Here is a 20,060-nt window from a genome sequence, read left to right on the forward strand (position 1 = left end):
ACTGTAAAGAATTAAATTATTCAGATAAATTTTTAATGATGAAATCATATAATTTATTAGTGGAAAAAATTTCCGTTTCCAGATCTGTTTTTAAAACTAAATCTGCATTGGATGGAATTTCGAAAACATCGCTTATTCCGGTAAAATTATTTATTTTATTAAGGTCGTGATCCGGCAGCAAAGCTTTTTGATACAATCCTTTTGGATCTCTTTTAATAAGGTTGGCTATCGAACAATCTAAATATACGGTTCTCACAAACTCATAGCTTCTTAACTCGTTACGCAGATTTTCATAAGGATTAATGACTGACATTAAAACAATTGTATTTTCTTTCACAAAGTTTTGTCCTACCTGAAACAAACGCTTGATATTTTCGCATCTGTCTTCTCTTGAAAACCCTAAATCACTGCAAATGGTTTTACGGTAAACATCTCCATCAACGATTTCGACTTTGTAACTTTTATCTGCTAACAAATGACGCACATTCTGAGCCAATGTTGTTTTGCCTGAACCTGACAATCCTGTAAACTGTATTAAAATCATTAAAAGTTTATTTTACTTTACCTGATAATAAAAATAAACATTTTGTAAGACTCTTACAATAAGTATAATTACGCTTTTTTTACTGTGAAAAATCAAAGTTAAGGGGAAATCTACAAAATTATTTAACCGTTTAATTAGGAAAGTAATTAGAAAAATCCGTTTTTATCAGCGTTTTCGCTTTAGCGACTCAGTAAAATCAGCGTCTAATTTTGACGCGGATAAAACAGATTTAATTTGCAATAATTTTATTTTCTAAAAACTTAACTTAATGACATTGGCCTACAGGAAGCTAAATTTATTTTAATTCTTTTTTTCTACTACCATTTACTGCCTAAAGGCACAAAATACAGACTTTAACTTTTTTATTCCCATAAATCACTATTTTTATCCTTCAATTGAATAAAATGAAAAAGAAATTGGTTGTTTTAACCGGAGCAGGAATTAGTGCCGAGAGCGGAATAAAAACATTTCGCGACAGTGATGGTTTATGGGAAGGTCACGATGTAATGGAAGTCGCAACTCCTGAAGGCTGGCGAAAAAACCAGGAACTGGTTTTGGACTTTTACAATAAAAGACGTCAGCAGCTTAAAGAAGTTGAGCCCAATTTAGGTCATAAAATTCTAGCCGAGTTAGAAAAGGATTTCGATGTTCATATCATCACTCAAAATGTAGATGATCTGCATGAACGCGCCGGAAGTAAAAAAGTATTGCACCTGCACGGAGAATTATTAAAAGTGCGAAGTACACAAAACCGCAATTTAATTTTAGACTGGAAAGATGATTTATATACCGGCAATCTTGATGAAAACGGACATCAGCTACGACCACATATTGTTTGGTTTGGCGAGGACGTTCCTGCCCTTGAAGAAGCGATCGAAATTACGGAAACCGCTGATTATTTTGCCGTAATCGGGACTTCATTGCAAGTTTATCCGGCAGCAGGATTGATTTCGTATACCTATAGTATTACGCCGGTTTTCTACATTGATCCTAAACCAATTGCAATCCCTAATATTCAGAATAAAGTCGAAGTCATTGCAAAACCTGCTTCTGAAGGTGTTGCCATTTTAAGACAAAAACTTTTAGAAATCGAAAAAAACCTATGATATTCCAAAGCCGGTTACAAGAATTATCTCAGTATAATTTACTTAGTTTATTTTTTTTCTTTCTGATTGAAAACTTAATTTTGATAGTACTCTCCGTTGTGCTTGCAAAAGTCATCGAATACGACAACACCAGGCTGAACAAAACTGATCGTAAATGGGTAATCACGACCTTAATTTGCAACACATTTATAACGTTGCTGGGCTTTGAGTTATATAATTACGGGATGATCAAAATCGATTTTTCACCATCGCTTTTATCAATTATTACAGATACTTTTTTACTGATCATACTAATGGATTTTTTCACGTTTTGTTTTCATTTTCTGGCGCATTACCTAAAATGGTTTTACCCTATTCATAAACTGCATCATACACATGTCGAAACAAGCGTTTATAGTCTTTATGTACTTCATCCTGTAGAAACGCTTGGATTTGGGATCATCTGGTTGTTTTCAATTACGTTATTGAGTTTCAATTATCTCAGTATTATTATTTATTTAATTTTAAATCTCTTATACGGGATTTTCGGGCATCTAAAAACAGATATTTTTCCCGATTTCTGGTACAAAGGATATTTTACAAAATGGATATCAACAACAAAATTTCACTCCAATCATCATAAAAATGAATCACATAATTTTGGTTTTTATTTTACGATTTGGGATAAAATCTTCAAAACAAACATTTAATTTGCAAGTTCTGCCATAATAACGCTTCGGTAATTTTCAGAAGTTTTAACAATAGCTTATATTTGTGCCTTTCGAAAAACAACATAACAATGACTACTTTAAACGAATTGAATGCTATATCACCAATTGACGGACGATATAGAAGTAAGACCCTTTCATTAGCACCATTTTTCTCAGAAGAAGCTTTAATCAAATACCGTGTATTAGTTGAAATTGAATACTTTATTGCCTTGTGCGAAGTACCTTTGCCACAACTTGCAGACGTAAACCCAGATTTATTTGACAGTTTACGTGATATTTATAAAAATTTCTCTACTGAAGATGCTCTTTGGATAAAAGAAACGGAGAAAGTAACCAATCACGACGTAAAAGCGGTGGAATACTTTATCAAAGATGCTTTTGAAAAATTAGGCTTATCTCAACACAAAGAGTTCATTCACTTCGGATTAACTTCTCAGGATATCAACAATACCGCAATTCCTCTTTCTACAAAAGATGCTTTTGAGCAAGTATACATGCCTTCTTTAATTGCTTTAATTTCTAAATTAAAAGAATTAAGCGTAGAATGGAAGGACATTCCAATGTTAGCACGTACACACGGACAACCGGCTTCTCCTACTCGTTTAGGAAAAGAGATCTTAGTTTTTGTAGAACGTCTTGAAGAGCAGATGCGTTTATTGTTCAACATTCCGTTTGCCGCTAAATTTGGCGGTGCAACAGGAAACTACAATGCACATCACGTAGCGTATCCTCAGATCGACTGGAAAAAATTTGGTAACAAATTTGTTGAAACAGATCTTGGTTTACACCATTCTTTTCCAACAACACAAATAGAGCATTACGATCATTTTGCTGCATTTTTTGATGCTTTAAAAAGAATCAACACTATCGTTATCGATTTAGATCGCGATATCTGGACGTATGTCTCGATGGATTATTTCAAACAAAGAATCAAAGCAGGAGAAATTGGATCTTCTGCAATGCCTCATAAAGTAAACCCTATTGATTTTGAAAACTCAGAAGGAAATTTAGGAATCGCAAATGCTATTTTTGAACATTTATCGGCTAAATTACCGGTATCAAGATTACAGCGCGATCTAACGGACAGTACTGTTTTACGTAATATTGGTGTGCCAATCGGACATACTATTATTGCTTTTGAAGCTTCGCTAAAAGGTTTAAACAAATTGCTTCTGAATGAAGCTAAGTTTGCCGAAGATTTAGAGAAAAACTGGGCTGTTGTAGCTGAGGCTATTCAAACGATTTTACGTCGTGAAGCGTACCCAAATCCGTATGAAGCGTTGAAAGGTTTAACAAGAACCAACGAAGCTATTGATAAGAAAGCAATTCACAATTTTATAGCAACCCTAGAAGTTTCTGACTCAGTTAGAGCCGAATTAATGGCTATAACTCCTAGTAATTATGTGGGAATATAAATAAAATTTAAAATATTTTATCAAAAAAAGCTATCTTTATCGAGATAGCTTTTTTTTGTTTAAACCATGAAATAGCCCGGATTGAAATGAAAAGCCTTTTGCTAAAAAAAATCTATTTTTTTGCAGAAACAGAGCGACCAACGGAAGCTCCTGTAGCTGCGTTAAAAATATTTTTTTTGAGCAAAAGCTTGAAATGGAAAGCTGGATTAGCTCCCTAATATAAATACCACTTTATGATTGCCTTAAGCGCCGCTGCAGAAACTACACACCATTTACAACCCCTTATTAGCGACTTGGGATTAATCCTGATGACCGCCGGAATTGCCGTTTTGATATTTAAAAAAATGAAACAGCCTCTGGTTTTAGGCTATTTGATTGCCGGATTTTTAGCTGGAAACCACTTTGACTTTTTTCCTTCCATTACTGACATGAAAAGTGTTGAAGTCTGGGCTGAAATTGGGGTAATCTTTTTACTTTTTAGTCTGGGGCTCGAATTTAGTTTTAAGAAATTAATGAAAGTCGGAGGAACATCCTCAATCACTGCCATAACCCAAATTTTATCCATGACCCTCATTGGTTACTGTGTGGGACAATGGATGGGCTGGGGAAAAATGGATAGTATTTTTCTTGGGGCAACACTCTCGATTTCATCTACAACCATTATTATTCGTGCATTTGACGAGCTGGGAGTAAAAGGAAAAAAGTTTGTGGGCATTGTCTTTGGTGCTTTAATTGTCGAAGATATCGTGGCCATTTTGATGTTGGTTTTACTATCGACAATTGCTGTAAGCGATCAGGTTTCGGGCACTGAGCTGCTGCAATCTGTTTTAAAATTAGTGTTCTTTTTAATCATCTGGTTTTTGGGCGGAATTTTTATTATTCCAACAATCCTGAAAAAAGCAAAACATCTTCTGACAGACGAAATGTTGCTGATTATCTCCCTGGCGCTTTGTTTAATGATGGTTATGTTTGCTGCAAATGTTGGCTTCTCTCCTGCCCTTGGTGCTTTTATTATGGGGTCTATTATTGCAGAAACAACTCAGGCAGAAAAAATCGAACATTTGATTCAGCCTGTAAAAGACTTGTTTGGTGCTGTTTTCTTCGTATCGGTCGGAATGTTGATCAATCCTGAAACCTTAATTACTTACGCCTTACCAGTGGCACTTATTACGCTTATTACTATTTTCGGAAAAGCAATTAGTTCGTCTATAGGAGCTTTATTATCAGGACAGCCTCTGAAACAATCCGTGCAAACCGGAATGAGTCTGGCGCAAATTGGTGAGTTTTCCTTTATTATTGCGACTTTAGGTATGACACTTAAAGTAACCAGCGACTTTTTATACCCTATAATCGTTGCCGTGTCCGCTATCACAACATTTACAACTCCATTTTTAATTAAATATTCAGATCCTTTTTCAGGATATCTGGAACGAAAACTCCCTAAAAAATGGATCAAAAACATTAATCGATATAGTGTGAATGCACAGGCAATTAAATCTGTAAGTACCTGGCAGATTGTCCTTCGTGCTTCGATCACACAAATCATATTGCATACTATTATTATTACGGCCATTATTTTATTGTCGGCTAAATTTGTTGCACCTTTAGTAGCAGATACACGATTTGGCAATACGTTGGCTGCATTGATCACACTAGTTATTATTGCTCCGTTTTTATGGGCACTTTCATTGCGACGCGTAAAAGTAAATGAAGTAGAAACCTTGTGGGAAGAACGCAAATATCGTGGAGCCCTTTTGATGCTTATTTTAATAAGAATGAGCCTTGGTTTATTTTTTGTTGGTTTCTTACTTAATATTTTCTTTTCTCCTTTAGTAGCTTTCGTTGCGTTGATAATTGCGATTGGGGCTTATCAACTGTTTCCTAAAAAACTGAACGAACAATATCATAAAATTGAAAATCACTTTTTGAAAAACCTTAACGATCGTGAAAACAAAAAAATAGACAGAAGATATGCCAATTTAATGCCTTGGGATGGTCACATGTCTATTTTTGATATTGGAAAAGAATCTAACCTTGCCGGTAAAACGCTGCAGGAATTGCGCATCCGTGAGAATATGGGAATTAATATTGCCTTTATCAGGCGTGGTGAAATCACAATCCCAATCCCAACTAAAAACGAACGTTTGTTTCCGGGTGATGAAATTTGTGTCATTGGTACTGATGAGCAAATCGCAGAGTTTACCAATTATTTACAGAATGAAGTAGAAGCCACCAAAAACCACGAAGAATCAGATATTGTTTTACGTCAGTTAGAGATTTCTAATGAAGATTTTATTCAAAAAAGTATTGGACAGTTTAGGGAAAAAACCGGTGGACTTGTAGTTGGGATTGAAAGAAACGGGAACCGAATTTTAAATCCGGAATCGCATCTGATCTTAGAAAAAAATGATATTATATGGGTCGTTGGAGATAAAAAACGAATGAACGATTTAATGAAAGACAGTGTACATGTCGCTCTATAACATTTTTATATAAGTTACTAAGGTGCTAAGTTTCTAAGATGAGAAAGAGTTAAACTCTTAGTAACTTAAAAACTTAGCACCTTAGAAGCTAAAAAAAGCTTATTTATTAGGTTGCGGTGTCATTCGCAAGTAAGGCTTGATTGGCGTATGCCCTTTTGGGAATTTCGCCGGAATCTCACTATCAGGAACAGCTGGCGTAATTACTACATCTTGTCCGTCTTTCCAGTTTGCGGGTGTTGCTACGCTATAATCTGCGGTTAGCTGCAAACTATCAATAACACGAAGCAATTCATCAAAATTTCTTCCTGTAGAGGCCGGATAAGTCAATGTCAGCTTTATTTTTTTATCAGGGCCAATTACAAAAACCGAACGCACTGTAAATTTTTCACTTGCATTTGGATGCAGCATATCGTATAAAGTCGCTATCTTTTTGTCTTCGTCAGCAATTATCGGAAAGTTAACTACTGTATTTTGAGTTTCGTTGATGTCTTTGATCCACTCTTTGTGAGATTCAAGACCATCCACACTTAAAGCTATTACTTTAGTATTTCTTTTTTTAAATTCCGGAACATAGTTGGCAACAGTCCCTAATTCAGTTGTACAAACAGGAGTAAAATCTGCAGGATGCGAAAATAAAACACCCCAGGAATCTCCTAACCACTCATGAAAATTGATCGGTCCTTCGGTTGTTTCTGCATGAAAATCCGGAGCAATATCCCCTAATCTTAATGTTGACATAATTATATTTTTTTAGTTCATCTAAAATTAGTCAAAAAAAGAACAAGGAAAACATCAATTTTTTAAAAATAAGTTAAAATTCTATTTTTTCTATCAAGTTAGTATTTAACATAAAATATAACGTATTGCAAAATACCAAATGACAAGTATTACAAGCAAAAATAAGGTACCGGACGAATCATTATCGCGTTTATTTCTTCTTCTGAATATTGGGTAAAAAGTAACATAAAATACCAATTAATGGTAAATAAGAACTTATTGTAAATACATATTCGATGCTTGTTTTATCAGCAACATAACCCAAAATAGCAGATCCTAAACCTCCCATTCCGAAAGCGAACCCAAAGAAAAGACCTGAAATCATTCCCACTTTTCCGGGTTTCAATTCTTGCGCAAAAACCAAAATAGCCGAAAATGCAGAGGCAATAATAACCCCAATAACCACAGCCAGAATACCGGTCCAGAATAAATTGGCATAAGGCAAAAGCAATGTAAACGGTGCAGCTCCTAAAATAGAAAACCAAATAATATATTTTCTTCCAAAATGATCTCCTAACGGGCCACCTATCAACGTTCCCGCTGCTACCGAAGCCAGAAAAATGAATAAGTACAATTGAGAATCCTGTACGGTCATCGAAAATTTACTCATTAAATAAAAAGTAAAATAACTTGACATACTCGCCATATAAAAGAATTTCGAAAAGATCAGAAACAATAAAACGATGATCGAAATTGTAATTTTTCTATTAGATAAAGGAACCGTTTCTTCTTCTAAACTTACTTTTTTAGCCGCTCTCAAAGCCATATGATCCTGATACCAGACTGCAATTCTGGATAAAATCAAAATCCCTATAAAACCAGCAATCACAAACCAGATGACATACGATTGTCCGTGTGGCGCCACTATTAAGGCAACCAATAAAGGCCCAATCGCACTTCCTGCATTTCCTCCTAATTGAAAAATAGATTGTGCCAAACCACGTTTACCACCCGAACCTAAAAAGGCAACACGGGAAGCTTCCGGATGAAATATAGAAGAACCAATCCCTACAAAAGCTACAGAAACTAATATCATCCAGAAAGAACTGGCAATCGATAACAATCCCAATCCCACAATAGTAAAAAGCATAGAGATGACAAGTGAATAGGGTTTTGGCTTTTTATCTGTATAAAAACCTATAAAAGGCTGAAGCAATGAAGCCGTTAGTTGAAAAACAAAGGTGATTAATCCGATTTGGGTAAAACTCAGACTAAAATTTTCTTTTAAAATTGGATATGCTGCCGGGATTACGGCCTGCATTAAATCATTTAAAAGATGTGCAAATGCAATTGAGAATAAAACAGAATAAACTGTTTTTTGAACCAAAGCCCCACTGTCAATTGTGGCCTTTTGTGTAGATGAATTCATATTCGTAGTAAACAAAATTAAACGGCAAAACTAAGGATAAAATACCATATAGCGAGCGTTATAAACGAAATTGGAATTCCAAAACCAATCATCATACTGCTTAATTTTGGCTTTAGTCCATAAGTCGAAGCTAAAATCGCACCTGTAATCATGGGTGCCATTGCTATTTCTATAATTGTTATTTTAATGGCTTCAGAATGCTGCTTCAAAATAAAAACATATAAAACCAAAATAACAAACGGAGTTACAATAAGCCTAAAGAAAAGTCCCAGTCTCAGAAAACGCCAATGCTGGCTCTTTCGATCAAAAGTAAGCTGCAATCCTACAGAAAGCAATGCTAAAGGTGTTACCAGACTTCCAATTTTCAGTAAACCAAATTGAAGATTTGACGCTAAATCATATTGAAAAACATTCATCAAACAAGCCACAACAAAAGTAATGAAAGGCGGAAAAAACACTATCTTTTTGAAAATGCTAAAAGTATCCGGACTTCCTTTTGAATAAAAAGCGGCTACAAAAACACCTAAAGTTGAAACCACCACAAATGTTCCGGGCTGATCAACCAGAATGGCCGTCTCTAAGCCTTTTTTTCCAAACAAAGCTTCTATTATAGGATATCCCAGAAAAGATGAATTACTTAATCCCGCGGTCAGAATCAAACAGCCAATGAGTTTATTCGACCATCCCAGTCTTTTGCCCAGAAAATGAAAAAATACAAAAGCCAATATAAAACTAATCCAGCCTGAAGCTATCGGAAAAAGCAATTCATTACTCCATTTTATCTTCGGAATGTGATATAAGGTGATCGCCGGCAAACAGATATAAATCACAATCTTATTCAACACCTTATATATACGGGTTGGAAATTGCTTAATATGCTGTAAAACCAAACCTAAGGCAAGAAAGAAAAAGATAAGAATAAAATTGTTCATGGCACTAAAAGCATCAAAAATAGATTAGTATGAATGTAGATTTTAAATAAGCTTAAAACATTTTAGCTTCCATAATCTTTTTTTAATTTTCGCATTAACATTCTGACACCATTTACAGTAGCCTCATTAAAGGAATTAGTAAAAATGATATACGCGATGAACTTTTTCCTGTCGATAGCAGCAATGGTATAGTAAGTTCCTGCAGTTCCTGAATGCGTAGAGAAATCCTGATTGTTTTCGTAACTATTAAACCATCCTAAAGAATAACCTTCGATTCCTTTATGAATAAAATTGTAAGTACTTGCTTTTAAATAATTATCATGTCCCTGAAGTCCCTGAATATTAAGCTGAATAAATTTGATATAGTCAGTAAGTTTGATATTAAGATCACCTGCAGGTTCTGTATAATCTAAATGATAATCTGTATTTGAAGGAACCGGAATTAATTTATTGTTTTCAAATGAATGTCCCCAGGTATCTTTGTCAATTTGGTTTTCCGGCCAGGACAGCTTAACGTCTAATTTTAAATCTTTATTAAAGACTTGATCAACTAATTGTTCCCAACTTTTTCCCGTAACTTTTTCTATCATCATAGTTGCTAAAGTATACCCCGCATTCGAATATACATATTGATGATCCGGATCTATTTTAACCGGATCTAAAGTCAATACAAATTGGCCAAACTGATTTCTTTTTTCCTGACTATTTCCTTTAAAATCCGGAACTGCAGGATCATTTTCACCTTGAAAAGGCTGAATTAGGGCTTGATGCGACAGTAACTTTTCGAGCGTGATATTGTAATATTCCTTTTTTGATGTTTTCTTTAAATCCGGGAATATAGCAAAGAACCTCGTATTCCATTTCAGTTTTCCTTTTTCAACATATTTAGCAATTATAAAAGCAGTCATTGCTTTGGTATTTGAACCAATATGAAATCGATCATTTAAACTCGCAACATCTTTTAGATCAACTGAATGTAATCCTAAAGCTTCTGTTTCTAAAACTTTATTTCCAGAAATCACGGCATAGTTCAATTCAGGAATAGCGCTTGATATCCTGATTGAATCTGCATATTGCGAATGATTTTGTCCGTACATGAAAGACGACAAACAATAAAAAAAGATAAATATTCTTTTAAATTTCATACTAATAAATTGAATGTGTTACTAAACCAATACAAATCTAATGTTTATAAAAAAACAGAACGTTTTGAAATCTATTTATTTTAATAGGCTCCTTCTGATTTACAGAAAAATTAATTTTTAGTTAAAACTTTTTTTTATTTCACAAAACCTACTACATTTGTAATATATTTTATTACAGTATGATTTCAGGTAAATTTGCCATAACGATTCACATTTTGACTTTGCTCACCAAATACCCAAATGATTTTTTGTCATCTGAGTATATTGCGGGTAGTATCAATTTGAACCCAGTATTGGTTAGAAAAGAAATTGCCAACCTAAAAGCACATCATATTGTAGAAAGTAAAGAAGGTAAAAATGGCGGAACAAAATTGTCTGTTGATCCGGCCAAAATTACATTAAAAGAAATATTTGAAATGACGTTTGAAACGATTAATTTAGGTTATGCAAAAAATCAGCCTAATCCCGATTGTCCGGTTGGCAAGAAAATCAATCAAAACCTAAGCTCTTTGTATACAGATATGAATCAAAAAGTTAGTCTGCAATTAGAAGGGATTTCGCTCGAAGATTTTTCTAATCAATTCTAAAAGTATTTTTTTACACAAAACTGTAACATTTTTTATTACTAATTAAATTTATATATTATGAAAATTGCAATCATTGGAGCAACAGGCTTTGTTGGCTCAGCCATTTTAAACGAATTAGCAAACAGAAATCACGATATTACTGCTATTGCAAGAAACCCGAAAGACAATACAAATGCAACCTGGAAAAGTGCTGATATTTTTAATGTAGACGCTTTGGCTGAAATTTTAAAAGGAAATGATGTTGTTATTAATGCTTATAATTCCGGTTGGACGAATCCAAACATTTACGATGATTTTATTACAGGCTCTAAAGCAATTCAGGAAGCGGTTAAAAAATCCGGAGTAAAACGTTTCATCACAATTGGTGGTGGCGGAAGCTTATTTGTTGCGCCGGGTTTACAAGCGGTTGACACTCCTGATTTTCCAAAAGAATATTACGCCGGAGCCACTGCAGCAAGAGATTATCTGAATATCTTAAAAGAAGAAAAAGAACTGGATTGGGCATTTTTTAGTCCGGCTTTCGAAATGCATCAGGGAATTACAACAGGAAGAACCGGAAAATACCGTTTAGGTCTGGACAATCCCGTTTTTAATGACGAACAAAGAAGTATTCTTTCTGTAGAAGACTTGGCGGTTGTTATTGCCGATGAAGCTGAAACTCCAAAACACCATCAGGTTCGTTTTACTGCGGCTTATTAAACACAAATTTCACGAATTTTCACGAATTAAACTTTTAAGGATAAAATCAAGAGCTGTTTCTCTTGCCGATTTCAATGGCAAAAAACAAATCTTTTTTTTCAGGAGCTAATCCCGCTATCCGTTCCAATCTTTTGTGCCGAACCCCGGCACAAAAGGATTTCTACTTCTATCGGGGCTAAGCATTCGTTTTCATAATGATATTTTTGTTTAGTTTGTCTTTTCGAACGAGAGATGAAAATTTGTGCTAATTCGTGACCCGACTGAAAGCGAATAGGCGAAGCAAATTAGTGTTCTATTCACAAAACAGTTTCAAGGAAAATCCTTTTTTGAAACTGTTTTTGTTTTCTGTACTTTTACAGTACCAAAAATTATACTTTGTCAAGTTCAAAAAAACAATCGGGCAGCTTACAAGAAAAAGCCGGAATTTCACCTCCTGAAATCACGAACGTTGCTGCAATCAATCAAATTAAAAAGAACAGAAGACAACAACCCTCCTCTGCTGAATTGATTGATGGAATTTTAGATGGAAACAGAACGGCATTAAGCCGCGCAATTACTTTAGTCGAAAGCACAAATCCGGAACATGAGGCAAAAGCAAACGAAGTTATTAATGGATGTTTGCCTCATGCTAATAAATCGATCCGAATAGGTATTACGGGAGTTCCCGGAGTTGGAAAAAGTACTTTTATTGAAGCTTTTGGAAGTTACCTGACACAATTAGGGAAAAAAGTGGCTGTTCTGGCAGTTGATCCAAGCAGTTCACTTTCGCACGGAAGTATTCTTGGGGATAAAACGCGCATGGAAGAACTCGTAAAAGACGAAAACGCTTTTATAAGACCCAGTGCTTCCGGAGATACTTTGGGCGGTGTTGCCCGAAAAACAAGAGAATCCATTATTTTATGCGAGGCTGCAGGTTTTGATACGATTATTATCGAAACTGTTGGGGTTGGGCAAAGTGAAACTGCAGTTCACAGTATGGTTGACTTTTTCTTATTATTGAAAATTTCGGGTGCAGGCGATGAACTTCAGGGTATCAAACGTGGTATTATGGAAATGGCCGATGCCATTGTAATCAACAAAGCAGACGGCGATAATATCAAAAAAGCGAATCAGGCGAAACTGGAATTCAACCGTGCTCTGCATTTATTTCCTCCCAAAAAATCAAACTGGCAACCCAAAGTTACGACTTGCAGCGCCATCACAAAAGACGGCATTTCTGAAATATGGGACACGATCTCTAATTATTTTGAACAAACTAATGAATCGGGTTTCTTTCCGGAAAAGCGAAAAGAACAAAATCATTTCTGGATGATGGAAACGATAAACGAACAGCTCAAACTGAACTTTTATAATGAGCCCGAAATCATTTCGCAATTAGAACAAAACAAAAAAGCAGTGCAAAATGATGAAATATCACCTTTTGCAGCTGCTCAGGCTTTATTAAAATTGTATTTTAACAAAGGTACAAAGTAGCAAAGGTTCAAAGCGACAAAGGTTTTACACTCTGTTTCTTTGAACCTTTGTCCCTTTATTCCTCTGAACCTATTTTTTAATAAAGGTTCAAAGTAGCAAAGGTTTTGCACTCTGTTTCTTTGAACCTTTGTCCCTTTGTTCCTCTGAACCTATTTTTCCAATAAAGGCCCAAAGTAGCAAAGGTTCAAAGCGACAAAGATTTTACACTCTGTTTCTTTGAACCTTTGTCCCTTTGTTCCTCTGAACCTATTTCTTTCTTAACTTATACTTATTCTCTTTATACAAATTCCCTGCTGTAATTACATGCGCCAAAGCATCTTTTGCTAATTCTTCATTTAATTTTACCGGAATCAAAGTTGTATCATTTTTGATTTCAAATTGCAGGGGTTTCAAATTAGGCTGCATAATCACAACCTGATTTTCTACTCTGAATGCATTGATATCATTAAACTGCATGATTGCTCTTCCCTGCGTTTTAGGATCTAGTTTGTTTAGATTTCTACCTACCATTGGTGTTTCAAACGGAAGTCCTAAATAACTCAATAACGTTGGCGGAATATCAATCTGACTTGCCAATTTATTGTACGAAGCTCCCTTTTGAACTCCGGGTCCTATAATTAAAGCCGGGATATGGAATTTATTTATTGGCACTAAATTTTTTCCGTACGTTCTGGTGTTGTGATCTGCAATTACAATAAAAACCGTGTTTTTGAAATAAGGTTCTTTCTTCGCCATTTCGAAGAATTTCCCAATAGAGAAATCGGCGTATTTCATGGCATTGTTTACCGTTGCAGGTTTCGCGTCATAAGGTTTGATTCTTCCGGCAGGATATTCAAAAGGTTCATGATTTGAAGTTGAAAACATCAATGAAAAGAAAGGTTTATCTCCTTTTGCCTTGAAATAATTATTGGCTTTGGTTACTAAATCTTCATCTGAATAACCCCAGGTTCCTTTGAAAGCATATTTGTTTCCATCAGAATCAAAATCTTCCTGATCTACAATATCTTCAAAACCATTTCCGTTAAAAAACGATGCCATATTATCGAAATTGGCCATTCCGCCATAAATAAAACTGGTATCGTACCCTTTTTGTTTTAAAGCTTCTGCCAAAGTGAAAAACCCTTGTTGCGAGTTTCCTAATTTCACCACACTTTCTGACGGTGAAGGCAAAAATCCGGTTACCACAGCTTCGATTCCGCGAACACTTCTAGTTCCCGTGCAATATAAATTGGTAAACAATAAACCTTCTTTAGACAATTTATCAAATTCCGGCGTTAGTGGTTTTCCACCTAAAATCCCAACATATTCAGCTCCCAAACTTTCCTGTAGAAAAATCACCAGGTTATAGGGTTTCTTCAGGATTGTATCGGGTTGTTGTACATGCAGAAACGGAATTTCGGCATCTGTAAAATCATTTGGTCCGGCAATCATGTATTTTTTTACACGGGCGATTGCTTCAGCTTCGTCCATTTTACCATACATTTTTGTGTTGCCTTCGTTTTTAATCGAATAAGCAGCAAAGGCTACGGTATAAAATGAATTTAATCCTAAGGTATTTGTCAACTGATCTGTTGAGAAAACAGCATTACTGGCATTTATAGGTCGTTTTGAGGTAAGACTTGATCGTGCTCCAAAAAACAATAAAAAAGCCACTAATGGAAATACCATCAATTTGAATTTATACTCCGTACTTGTTGTATAAAAATATTTCTTTCCTTTTTTGAATGCAAAATACAAGACCACTCCAAGAATTAAAAAAGTCACAATAATAGAGGTCAAATAACTTTTTAGCAGCATTCCTACTACTTCTTTAGGATAAATCAGATAATCTAAGAAAATCTTATTGGGACGTGTATCGTATTGTTTGACAAAATCCGGTGTTGCCAATTCTACAAATAATATCAGAAACAGGAATAAAAAGCTATAAATCACCAAAAAATTATTGGTAAACTTCAACCATTTATTAGGCAGGAAAGTAATTAAAACGGCCGGCAGAAATGACAAATAACATAATAGTATCAAATCCATTCGAAGACCGATTGGAAAAATATACCAGAAATTTGGTGTTTCTACTACTCTCTCTTTAAAAAGAAAAAACAAAAAGATCCGGCTTAAAGTAGTAATTAGCAATCCGATTGCTATGAAATTAAAAATGGGTTTTAAAAAACTTAATTTTTTCATTAGAAAGATTTAAATATTTTTTTTGTTGAAGCATAACGCGAAAACAGCAGCGTATCCCTACTCTTCGTAACGTTTTATTTCTCTGTCGTAAAACTCATTAGCCTGAACAATCAAACCTTCCATTTCAGCATTTAGTTCTGCTTCGTCAAGATCTTCCGCTTCTTCCATAAACTCAACCTCATCGTCTTTTAAGTTGATTATAAATCTTGGATAATCAAGGTGAATGATGAAAATATCATCTGCGAAATCAGTATTATCTCCGAGTAAAAATTTAGGTAATTCCATTTTTATTTATTTTTTGTTTTTATATTTTTTTGCCACAGATTTCACAGATTAAAAAGATTTTATAAAATAATCTGTAAAATCTGTTGCAACTTTATTCAAGCTTCAAATTTAACTATTTGAAAGTGAATTTTGGATTAATTTTTTCGTCAGGTAATGAAAACGGATATACAAAAATATGGCGGCAGCCGTTAATCCTGCCAAAAGGCCAATCCAAACCCCTTGCGCCTTTAAATCAGTATATTCAGCCAGGTAGTACGAAATAGGAAAACCTATAACCCAATACGCGACAAAAGTAATATACATAGGTATTTTTACATCCTGCAATCCGCGTAATGCGCCAAGAACTACCACCTGAATTCCGTCAGAAATTTGAAAAACTGCTGCAATCAAAAGTAATTTTGATGCAATACTTATAACTTCTGTATTATCCAGCACCTGACCTCCGTTTTCCATATTCAAAAAGATATGAGGCAGGAAATTATGGAAAGCTACGAACAGAATGGCAAAAAAAGTTTCGATTATAATAGCCAGTAAAAAAATAGAACGGGCTACCACAATTAAGTTTTTAAAATCCTGTAATCCTCTTTGATTACTTACACGAATCATCGAAGTAACGCTTAGTCCCATTGCAAACATAAAAGTAAGCGAAGCCAGACTCAACGCAATTTGATTAGCTGCCTGACTGGTTTTGCCAATATTACCGCATAACCAGATAGATGCTGTAAACAATACCACTTCGAAAAGCATTTGCATCGCTGATGGAAATCCTATGCTTATTATTTTCTTTATGGTTTCTTTTTTAATCTCGTCAAAACTGAAGTTTTTAAAGAAACGTTTTAAATCATCTCTTCTTGACAACATAATATGCATAAACATCACAAGGAATATTCTTGAAATCACGGTTCCGAGTGCTGCACCGATAATTCCCATTTTTGGAAAAATCCAAATACCATAAATCAACATATAGTTGATCCCAACATGCAGGACATTGGCCATAATCATAGCATACATCGAATATTTTGTCAACGATAATCCGTCAGCAAATTGTTTGTATCCCTGATACATAATTAGCGGAATCAACGAAAAAGCTACCCAGTCAAGATAGGGTTTTGCAAGCGCAATTACATCTGCAGGCTGCTGCAGCAATTCCATTATTGGCTTTGCCAAAACAATTACGCCAAAAAGGACCAGTCCTAAAACAGTACATAAAAATAAACCGTGATGAAAGGCAGAACGAATTTTACCATCATTTTTCTCAGCATCACCCTCAGCTACAATCGGAGTAATGGCAGTAGAGAAACCAATTCCTAACGACATTGCGATAAAAATCATACTGTTTCCTAACGAAACGGCTGCAAGTTCTGTACTTCCTAACTTTCCAACCATTATATTATCTACGATACCTATTAAGGTATGCCCCACCATTCCTAATATAATAGGATATGCCAATCTTAAATTATATGAAAATTCTTTGGTATACTGCTTTAAATTCAATTCTATTTCTTTTTAATCGGCAAAGATAATCAGAAGCTTTGGATTCTTTGATATTATTAAAAACATAAGCAAACATTACCTTTATTTTTAACGAACCATGAGATTATATAACAATTTCAAAAAATTATATAACAACGCCCTGAGGCCTCTCTTTTACTTTTACAGTATTAATAATTCAAAAATATTAGCCATGAAAAAATTACAAATATTATGTTTATCTGCCTTCGCTTTATTATACGCCAATACTATTTTCGCTCAAAGCAGTGAAATTAAAAATTATGATCAGGGCTTTAGATTAGGATTTGGTGTAAATGGCGGTATACCAACGGACAATGACTACAGATGGTCGCTTGGTGGAGATGTACGCTTGCAATATGATTTGACAAAGAAAACATCGTTGACATTAACTACAGGTTTTACAAACTTGTTTATGAAAGATAAAGATGGAGTTGAAGCAAAAGATCTTGGATTTATTCCGGCAAAAGCTGGTTTTAAAGCCTTTATCTGGGAAGATCAATTTTATGTTTTAGGAGAAGTTGGTGCTGGTTTTGCCGTGACAAACGATTATAACCAAACTACTTTTTTATGGGCACCGGGAATTGGGTATGCCAACAAATACATTGACATTAGTGTCCGCTACGAGGACTATAATAAATTTAATACCAATCAGGTTGCGTTACGTTTGGCCTATGGTTTTAAATTATAAAAAGAAAAGGTTTATTTTATTTTTTTGTTTTTGGTATAAACCCGAGAGATCGCATAGTCTCTCGGGTTTAGTTGTTTATATACGATTTGTTGCTAAAAAATATAACCGCAAAGACCGCAAAAATTTCAATTATCGAAACAATATAAAATTCGCAAAGTGACATTTTAGAAAGCAGTAGATCAAAAATTCATGCTAATTATTATTCATTACAAACTTCTCTTTCCTCTATATTCTACTCTCTTTTCTCTTTCTTCTTTTCTCTTTCTTCTTTTCTCTTTACTCTATTCTCTTTACTCTATCTTCTTTCCTCCAAATACCTCTCATCCGTCAAAGTTCTCATAAAAGTGATCAGCTGTTTCTTTTCCTGATCTGTTAAGTTTAATTTGTCTTCGGGTAAAGTTTGATTCGGAACATCAAATCCTAAACCTAATCCTCCGCCTTCGTTATAAAAATCGATCACTTCTTCGAGGGTTTTATAAACACCATTGTGCATATACGGAGCTGTGAGTTCGATGTTTCTAATCGTTGGCGTTTTAAATGAATATTTATGAATAGCCGCCTGCGTCACCACAAACTTTCCTAAATCGCCATCGAGTTTTTTAGCTTTGTTGGGAGTTCCTAAAACTTCACTTTCAGACCGGTCAAAATTTGGCGGAACAGTTCCGTTGGTAAGCGGAATAAAATGACAAGTCGCACATTTGGCTTTGCCGGCAAATAAATTAAAACCTGCTTTTTCATCTTCGGTAAACGTTCCTTTATTTTGCATGTACGCATCAAATTTTGAATCGTAATGACTTAGCGAACGAATGTATGATGCCAAAGCATTTTTGATGGCAAACTCGTTTATTTCTCCTTTTGGAAATGCTTTTTTGAACTCTTTTACATAATCAGGCTTTTTTTGAATCCCCAAAGCTGATTTTTCTAAAGATCCGTGCATTTCATTTTCGTTTTTAATGACAGCTACAGCCTGATCTTCTAAATAACTTACACGTGAATCTGCAAAAAATACACGCTGAAAAGCAATATTGGTTAATGTGGGCGTATTGCGCTGAATCATCGATTTTCCGTCTAATGCAACCGCTCTTTCCAATCCGTCTGTAAATGCTTTTTCGGCATGATGGCAGGAAGCACAAGAGCGCGTATTGTTTCCTGACAAGATCGGATCATTGAATAACTTTTTGCCTAAAGCAATTTTTTCAGGTGTAGTCTGATAATCGGGGAACCCCGAAAATGCTTCTGCATCAAAAGCATCTTTGTCGAATAACGTTTGTGCTGTTACTTTTAGACCTCTTTGTTCTTTCATGAACGGAATTCCTAATTCAGATTGGGTTTTATAAAGTCCACGACTCAACGGATTAGCAATTTCCCTGATAAAATACGCCCGGTCAAAAGCATTAAAATTCGTATTTGTTTTTAAATTTTTTTTGCCTTTTTCTAAAATCTCAAGTACTTCTTTAGAATTTGAAACCGATTTACCTTCGAGATACACTTTATAATATTTTTCGATCGTTTCCAGCGCTACAAAAGCTTCGGGAAGAGAATTCAGTACTACAGGCGAATCAAATCCGGTAATTCCAAGAGTAATAATTCGGTACACTTCCAGTCGCATCGCATCAAAAACATGGGCATCTGTCAGTTCATTAGTATTAGAAACTTTTTCTAACCGGGTTAAATTGGCCGATAAAACGCCTAATTCCTCAAGCAGTTCTTTTTTACTTTCTTTATTGTATTTCGGAAAAACCAATTCCTCAATAACCTGAAAACCTTCAGGCGGAACGGTCACTTTATCATTTTCTTCAAACTCCGGTATTGCGGGTCCGTTTATCGCCTTAGAAACTGCAGGCGAATAATATTCCCCTATCATTTCGACCTTTTTATAACTTTGATGCGCTTCGAGAAATTGCCTTTGAATCTGCGCTTCGGTTGAATCTGATTGTACCGAATATTTGAGTTTGGCTACTTTTTCGATTAATAAATTAATATCAGACTGAAACAATTCATTTACTTCCTGATGTTTGCTTTTTTTCTGGCAACTAATACATAATACCAATAACAACAAACAATATATTTTTTTCATGGTGTACTAACAATTAAAAGAGGAATGTTGATAAAAAACAGAAACCACTATCTCTAAAGAAATAGTGGAAGACTGTT

17 protein-coding genes are annotated in these 20,060 nt (G+C 34.9%); 8 read left to right on the plus strand and 9 right to left on the minus strand.

Annotated elements, in window-relative coordinates; translation table 11 throughout:
- Positions 1-16: 16 nt before the first annotated feature.
- Positions 17-544, minus strand: a complete 528-nt coding sequence (gene cysC / locus B0A67_RS22560) for an adenylyl-sulfate kinase (protein WP_072961752.1) — start codon at positions 542-544, stop codon at positions 17-19.
- Positions 545-948: 404 nt separating this feature from the next.
- Here cysC and B0A67_RS22565 point away from each other — a divergent pair, with 404 nt between their 5' ends.
- The 4 genes from B0A67_RS22565 (at position 949) to B0A67_RS22580 (ending at position 6,258) form a co-directional block, all read left to right on the plus strand.
- On the plus strand, positions 949-1,650 hold the full coding sequence (locus B0A67_RS22565; protein ID WP_072961754.1) for an SIR2 family NAD-dependent protein deacylase: 702 nt from the start codon (positions 949-951) through the stop codon (positions 1,648-1,650).
- Between the two features lie 80 nt (positions 1,651-1,730).
- Entirely contained in the window at positions 1,731-2,339 is a 609-nt protein-coding gene (locus tag B0A67_RS22570; RefSeq protein ID WP_242671011.1) for a sterol desaturase family protein, read from the plus strand.
- 89 nt (positions 2,340-2,428) lie between these two features.
- Positions 2,429-3,775, plus strand: a complete 1,347-nt coding sequence (gene purB / locus B0A67_RS22575) for an adenylosuccinate lyase (RefSeq protein ID WP_072961761.1) — start codon at positions 2,429-2,431, stop codon at positions 3,773-3,775.
- Positions 3,776-4,008: 233 nt separating this feature from the next.
- The gene (locus B0A67_RS22580; protein WP_072961764.1) at positions 4,009-6,258 is read left to right on the plus strand and encodes a cation:proton antiporter domain-containing protein; all 2,250 of its coding nucleotides are present in this window, start codon (positions 4,009-4,011) and stop codon (positions 6,256-6,258) included.
- Between the two features lie 99 nt (positions 6,259-6,357).
- Here B0A67_RS22580 and B0A67_RS22585 read toward each other — a convergent pair whose 3' ends face one another.
- From B0A67_RS22585 to B0A67_RS22600, 4 genes are all read right to left on the minus strand, one after another.
- Positions 6,358-6,996, minus strand: a complete 639-nt coding sequence (locus tag B0A67_RS22585) for a peroxiredoxin (RefSeq protein WP_072961767.1) — start codon at positions 6,994-6,996, stop codon at positions 6,358-6,360.
- 190 nt (positions 6,997-7,186) lie between these two features.
- A complete protein-coding gene (locus B0A67_RS22590; RefSeq protein WP_072961770.1) occupies positions 7,187-8,404 on the minus strand; it encodes an MFS transporter in 1,218 nt (405 codons plus the stop codon).
- A 17-nt stretch (positions 8,405-8,421) separates the two neighbouring features.
- Complete coding sequence (locus B0A67_RS22595) at positions 8,422-9,336, minus strand: AEC family transporter (protein WP_072961773.1); 915 nt, start codon at positions 9,334-9,336, stop codon at positions 8,422-8,424.
- 62 nt (positions 9,337-9,398) lie between these two features.
- Complete coding sequence (locus B0A67_RS22600; protein ID WP_072961776.1) at positions 9,399-10,481, minus strand: serine hydrolase domain-containing protein; 1,083 nt, start codon at positions 10,479-10,481, stop codon at positions 9,399-9,401.
- A gap of 179 nt (positions 10,482-10,660) precedes the next feature.
- On the opposite strand from B0A67_RS22600, the gene B0A67_RS22605 reads away from it, so the two are divergent.
- The 3 genes from B0A67_RS22605 (at position 10,661) to meaB (ending at position 13,240) form a co-directional block, all read left to right on the plus strand.
- Positions 10,661-11,068 carry an Rrf2 family transcriptional regulator gene (locus tag B0A67_RS22605; RefSeq protein ID WP_072961780.1) on the plus strand — a complete coding sequence of 136 codons (408 nt, stop codon included), beginning with the start codon at positions 10,661-10,663 and terminating at the stop codon, positions 11,066-11,068.
- 57 nt (positions 11,069-11,125) lie between these two features.
- Positions 11,126-11,767 carry an NAD(P)-dependent oxidoreductase gene (locus B0A67_RS22610; protein ID WP_072961784.1) on the plus strand — a complete coding sequence of 214 codons (642 nt, stop codon included), beginning with the start codon at positions 11,126-11,128 and terminating at the stop codon, positions 11,765-11,767.
- A 375-nt stretch (positions 11,768-12,142) separates the two neighbouring features.
- A complete protein-coding gene (meaB, locus tag B0A67_RS22615) occupies positions 12,143-13,240 on the plus strand; it encodes a methylmalonyl Co-A mutase-associated GTPase MeaB (protein ID WP_072961787.1) in 1,098 nt (365 codons plus the stop codon).
- Positions 13,241-13,486: 246 nt separating this feature from the next.
- Here the strand turns inward: meaB and B0A67_RS22620 are convergent, their stop codons facing one another.
- The 3 genes from B0A67_RS22620 to B0A67_RS22630 form a co-directional block, all read right to left on the minus strand.
- Positions 13,487-15,421 carry an LTA synthase family protein gene (locus B0A67_RS22620; RefSeq protein ID WP_072961790.1) on the minus strand — a complete coding sequence of 645 codons (1,935 nt, stop codon included), beginning with the start codon at positions 15,419-15,421 and terminating at the stop codon, positions 13,487-13,489.
- A 57-nt stretch (positions 15,422-15,478) separates the two neighbouring features.
- Complete coding sequence (locus B0A67_RS22625) at positions 15,479-15,706, minus strand: hypothetical protein (RefSeq protein WP_072961795.1); 228 nt, start codon at positions 15,704-15,706, stop codon at positions 15,479-15,481.
- Positions 15,707-15,814: 108 nt separating this feature from the next.
- Entirely contained in the window at positions 15,815-17,200 is a 1,386-nt protein-coding gene (locus tag B0A67_RS22630; protein ID WP_072961798.1) for an MATE family efflux transporter, read from the minus strand.
- Positions 17,201-17,390: 190 nt separating this feature from the next.
- Between B0A67_RS22630 and B0A67_RS22635 the strand changes: the two genes are divergently transcribed.
- Positions 17,391-17,906 (plus strand): hypothetical protein, encoded by a 516-nt coding sequence (locus B0A67_RS22635; RefSeq protein ID WP_072961801.1) that lies wholly within the window; start codon positions 17,391-17,393, stop codon positions 17,904-17,906.
- Positions 17,907-18,201: 295 nt separating this feature from the next.
- On the opposite strand, the gene B0A67_RS22640 is transcribed toward B0A67_RS22635, so the two are convergent.
- On the minus strand, positions 18,202-19,983 hold the full coding sequence (locus tag B0A67_RS22640) for a cytochrome-c peroxidase (protein ID WP_072961803.1): 1,782 nt from the start codon (positions 19,981-19,983) through the stop codon (positions 18,202-18,204).
- Positions 19,984-20,060 lie beyond the last annotated feature (77 nt).

Origin of the sequence: Flavobacterium aquidurense (assembly GCF_002217195.1) — a bacterium.
GTDB lineage: Bacteria > Bacteroidota > Bacteroidia > Flavobacteriales > Flavobacteriaceae > Flavobacterium > Flavobacterium frigidimaris.

Bases quoted from the DNA above. Each gene is read 5' to 3' on its own strand.
- B0A67_RS22565 (WP_072961754.1), top strand. From the start codon at position 949: ATGAAAAAGAAATTGGTTGTTTTAACCGGAGCAGGAATTAGTGCCGAG.
- B0A67_RS22580 (WP_072961764.1), top strand. From the start codon at position 4,009: ATGATTGCCTTAAGCGCCGCTGCAGAAACTACACACCATTTACAACCC.
- B0A67_RS22585 (WP_072961767.1), bottom strand. From the start codon at position 6,996: ATGTCAACATTAAGATTAGGGGATATTGCTCCGGATTTTCATGCAGAA.
- B0A67_RS22610 (WP_072961784.1), top strand. From the start codon at position 11,126: ATGAAAATTGCAATCATTGGAGCAACAGGCTTTGTTGGCTCAGCCATT.
- B0A67_RS22635 (WP_072961801.1), top strand. From the start codon at position 17,391: ATGAAAAAATTACAAATATTATGTTTATCTGCCTTCGCTTTATTATAC.
- B0A67_RS22620 (WP_072961790.1), bottom strand. From the start codon at position 15,421: ATGAAAAAATTAAGTTTTTTAAAACCCATTTTTAATTTCATAGCAATC.
- B0A67_RS22605 (WP_072961780.1), top strand. From the start codon at position 10,661: ATGATTTCAGGTAAATTTGCCATAACGATTCACATTTTGACTTTGCTC.
- purB (WP_072961761.1), top strand. From the start codon at position 2,429: ATGACTACTTTAAACGAATTGAATGCTATATCACCAATTGACGGACGA.
- B0A67_RS22625 (WP_072961795.1), bottom strand. From the start codon at position 15,706: ATGGAATTACCTAAATTTTTACTCGGAGATAATACTGATTTCGCAGAT.
- cysC (WP_072961752.1), bottom strand. From the start codon at position 544: ATGATTTTAATACAGTTTACAGGATTGTCAGGTTCAGGCAAAACAACA.
- B0A67_RS22640 (WP_072961803.1), bottom strand. From the start codon at position 19,983: ATGAAAAAAATATATTGTTTGTTGTTATTGGTATTATGTATTAGTTGC.
- B0A67_RS22590 (WP_072961770.1), bottom strand. From the start codon at position 8,404: ATGAATTCATCTACACAAAAGGCCACAATTGACAGTGGGGCTTTGGTT.
- B0A67_RS22600 (WP_072961776.1), bottom strand. From the start codon at position 10,481: ATGAAATTTAAAAGAATATTTATCTTTTTTTATTGTTTGTCGTCTTTC.
- B0A67_RS22595 (WP_072961773.1), bottom strand. From the start codon at position 9,336: ATGAACAATTTTATTCTTATCTTTTTCTTTCTTGCCTTAGGTTTGGTT.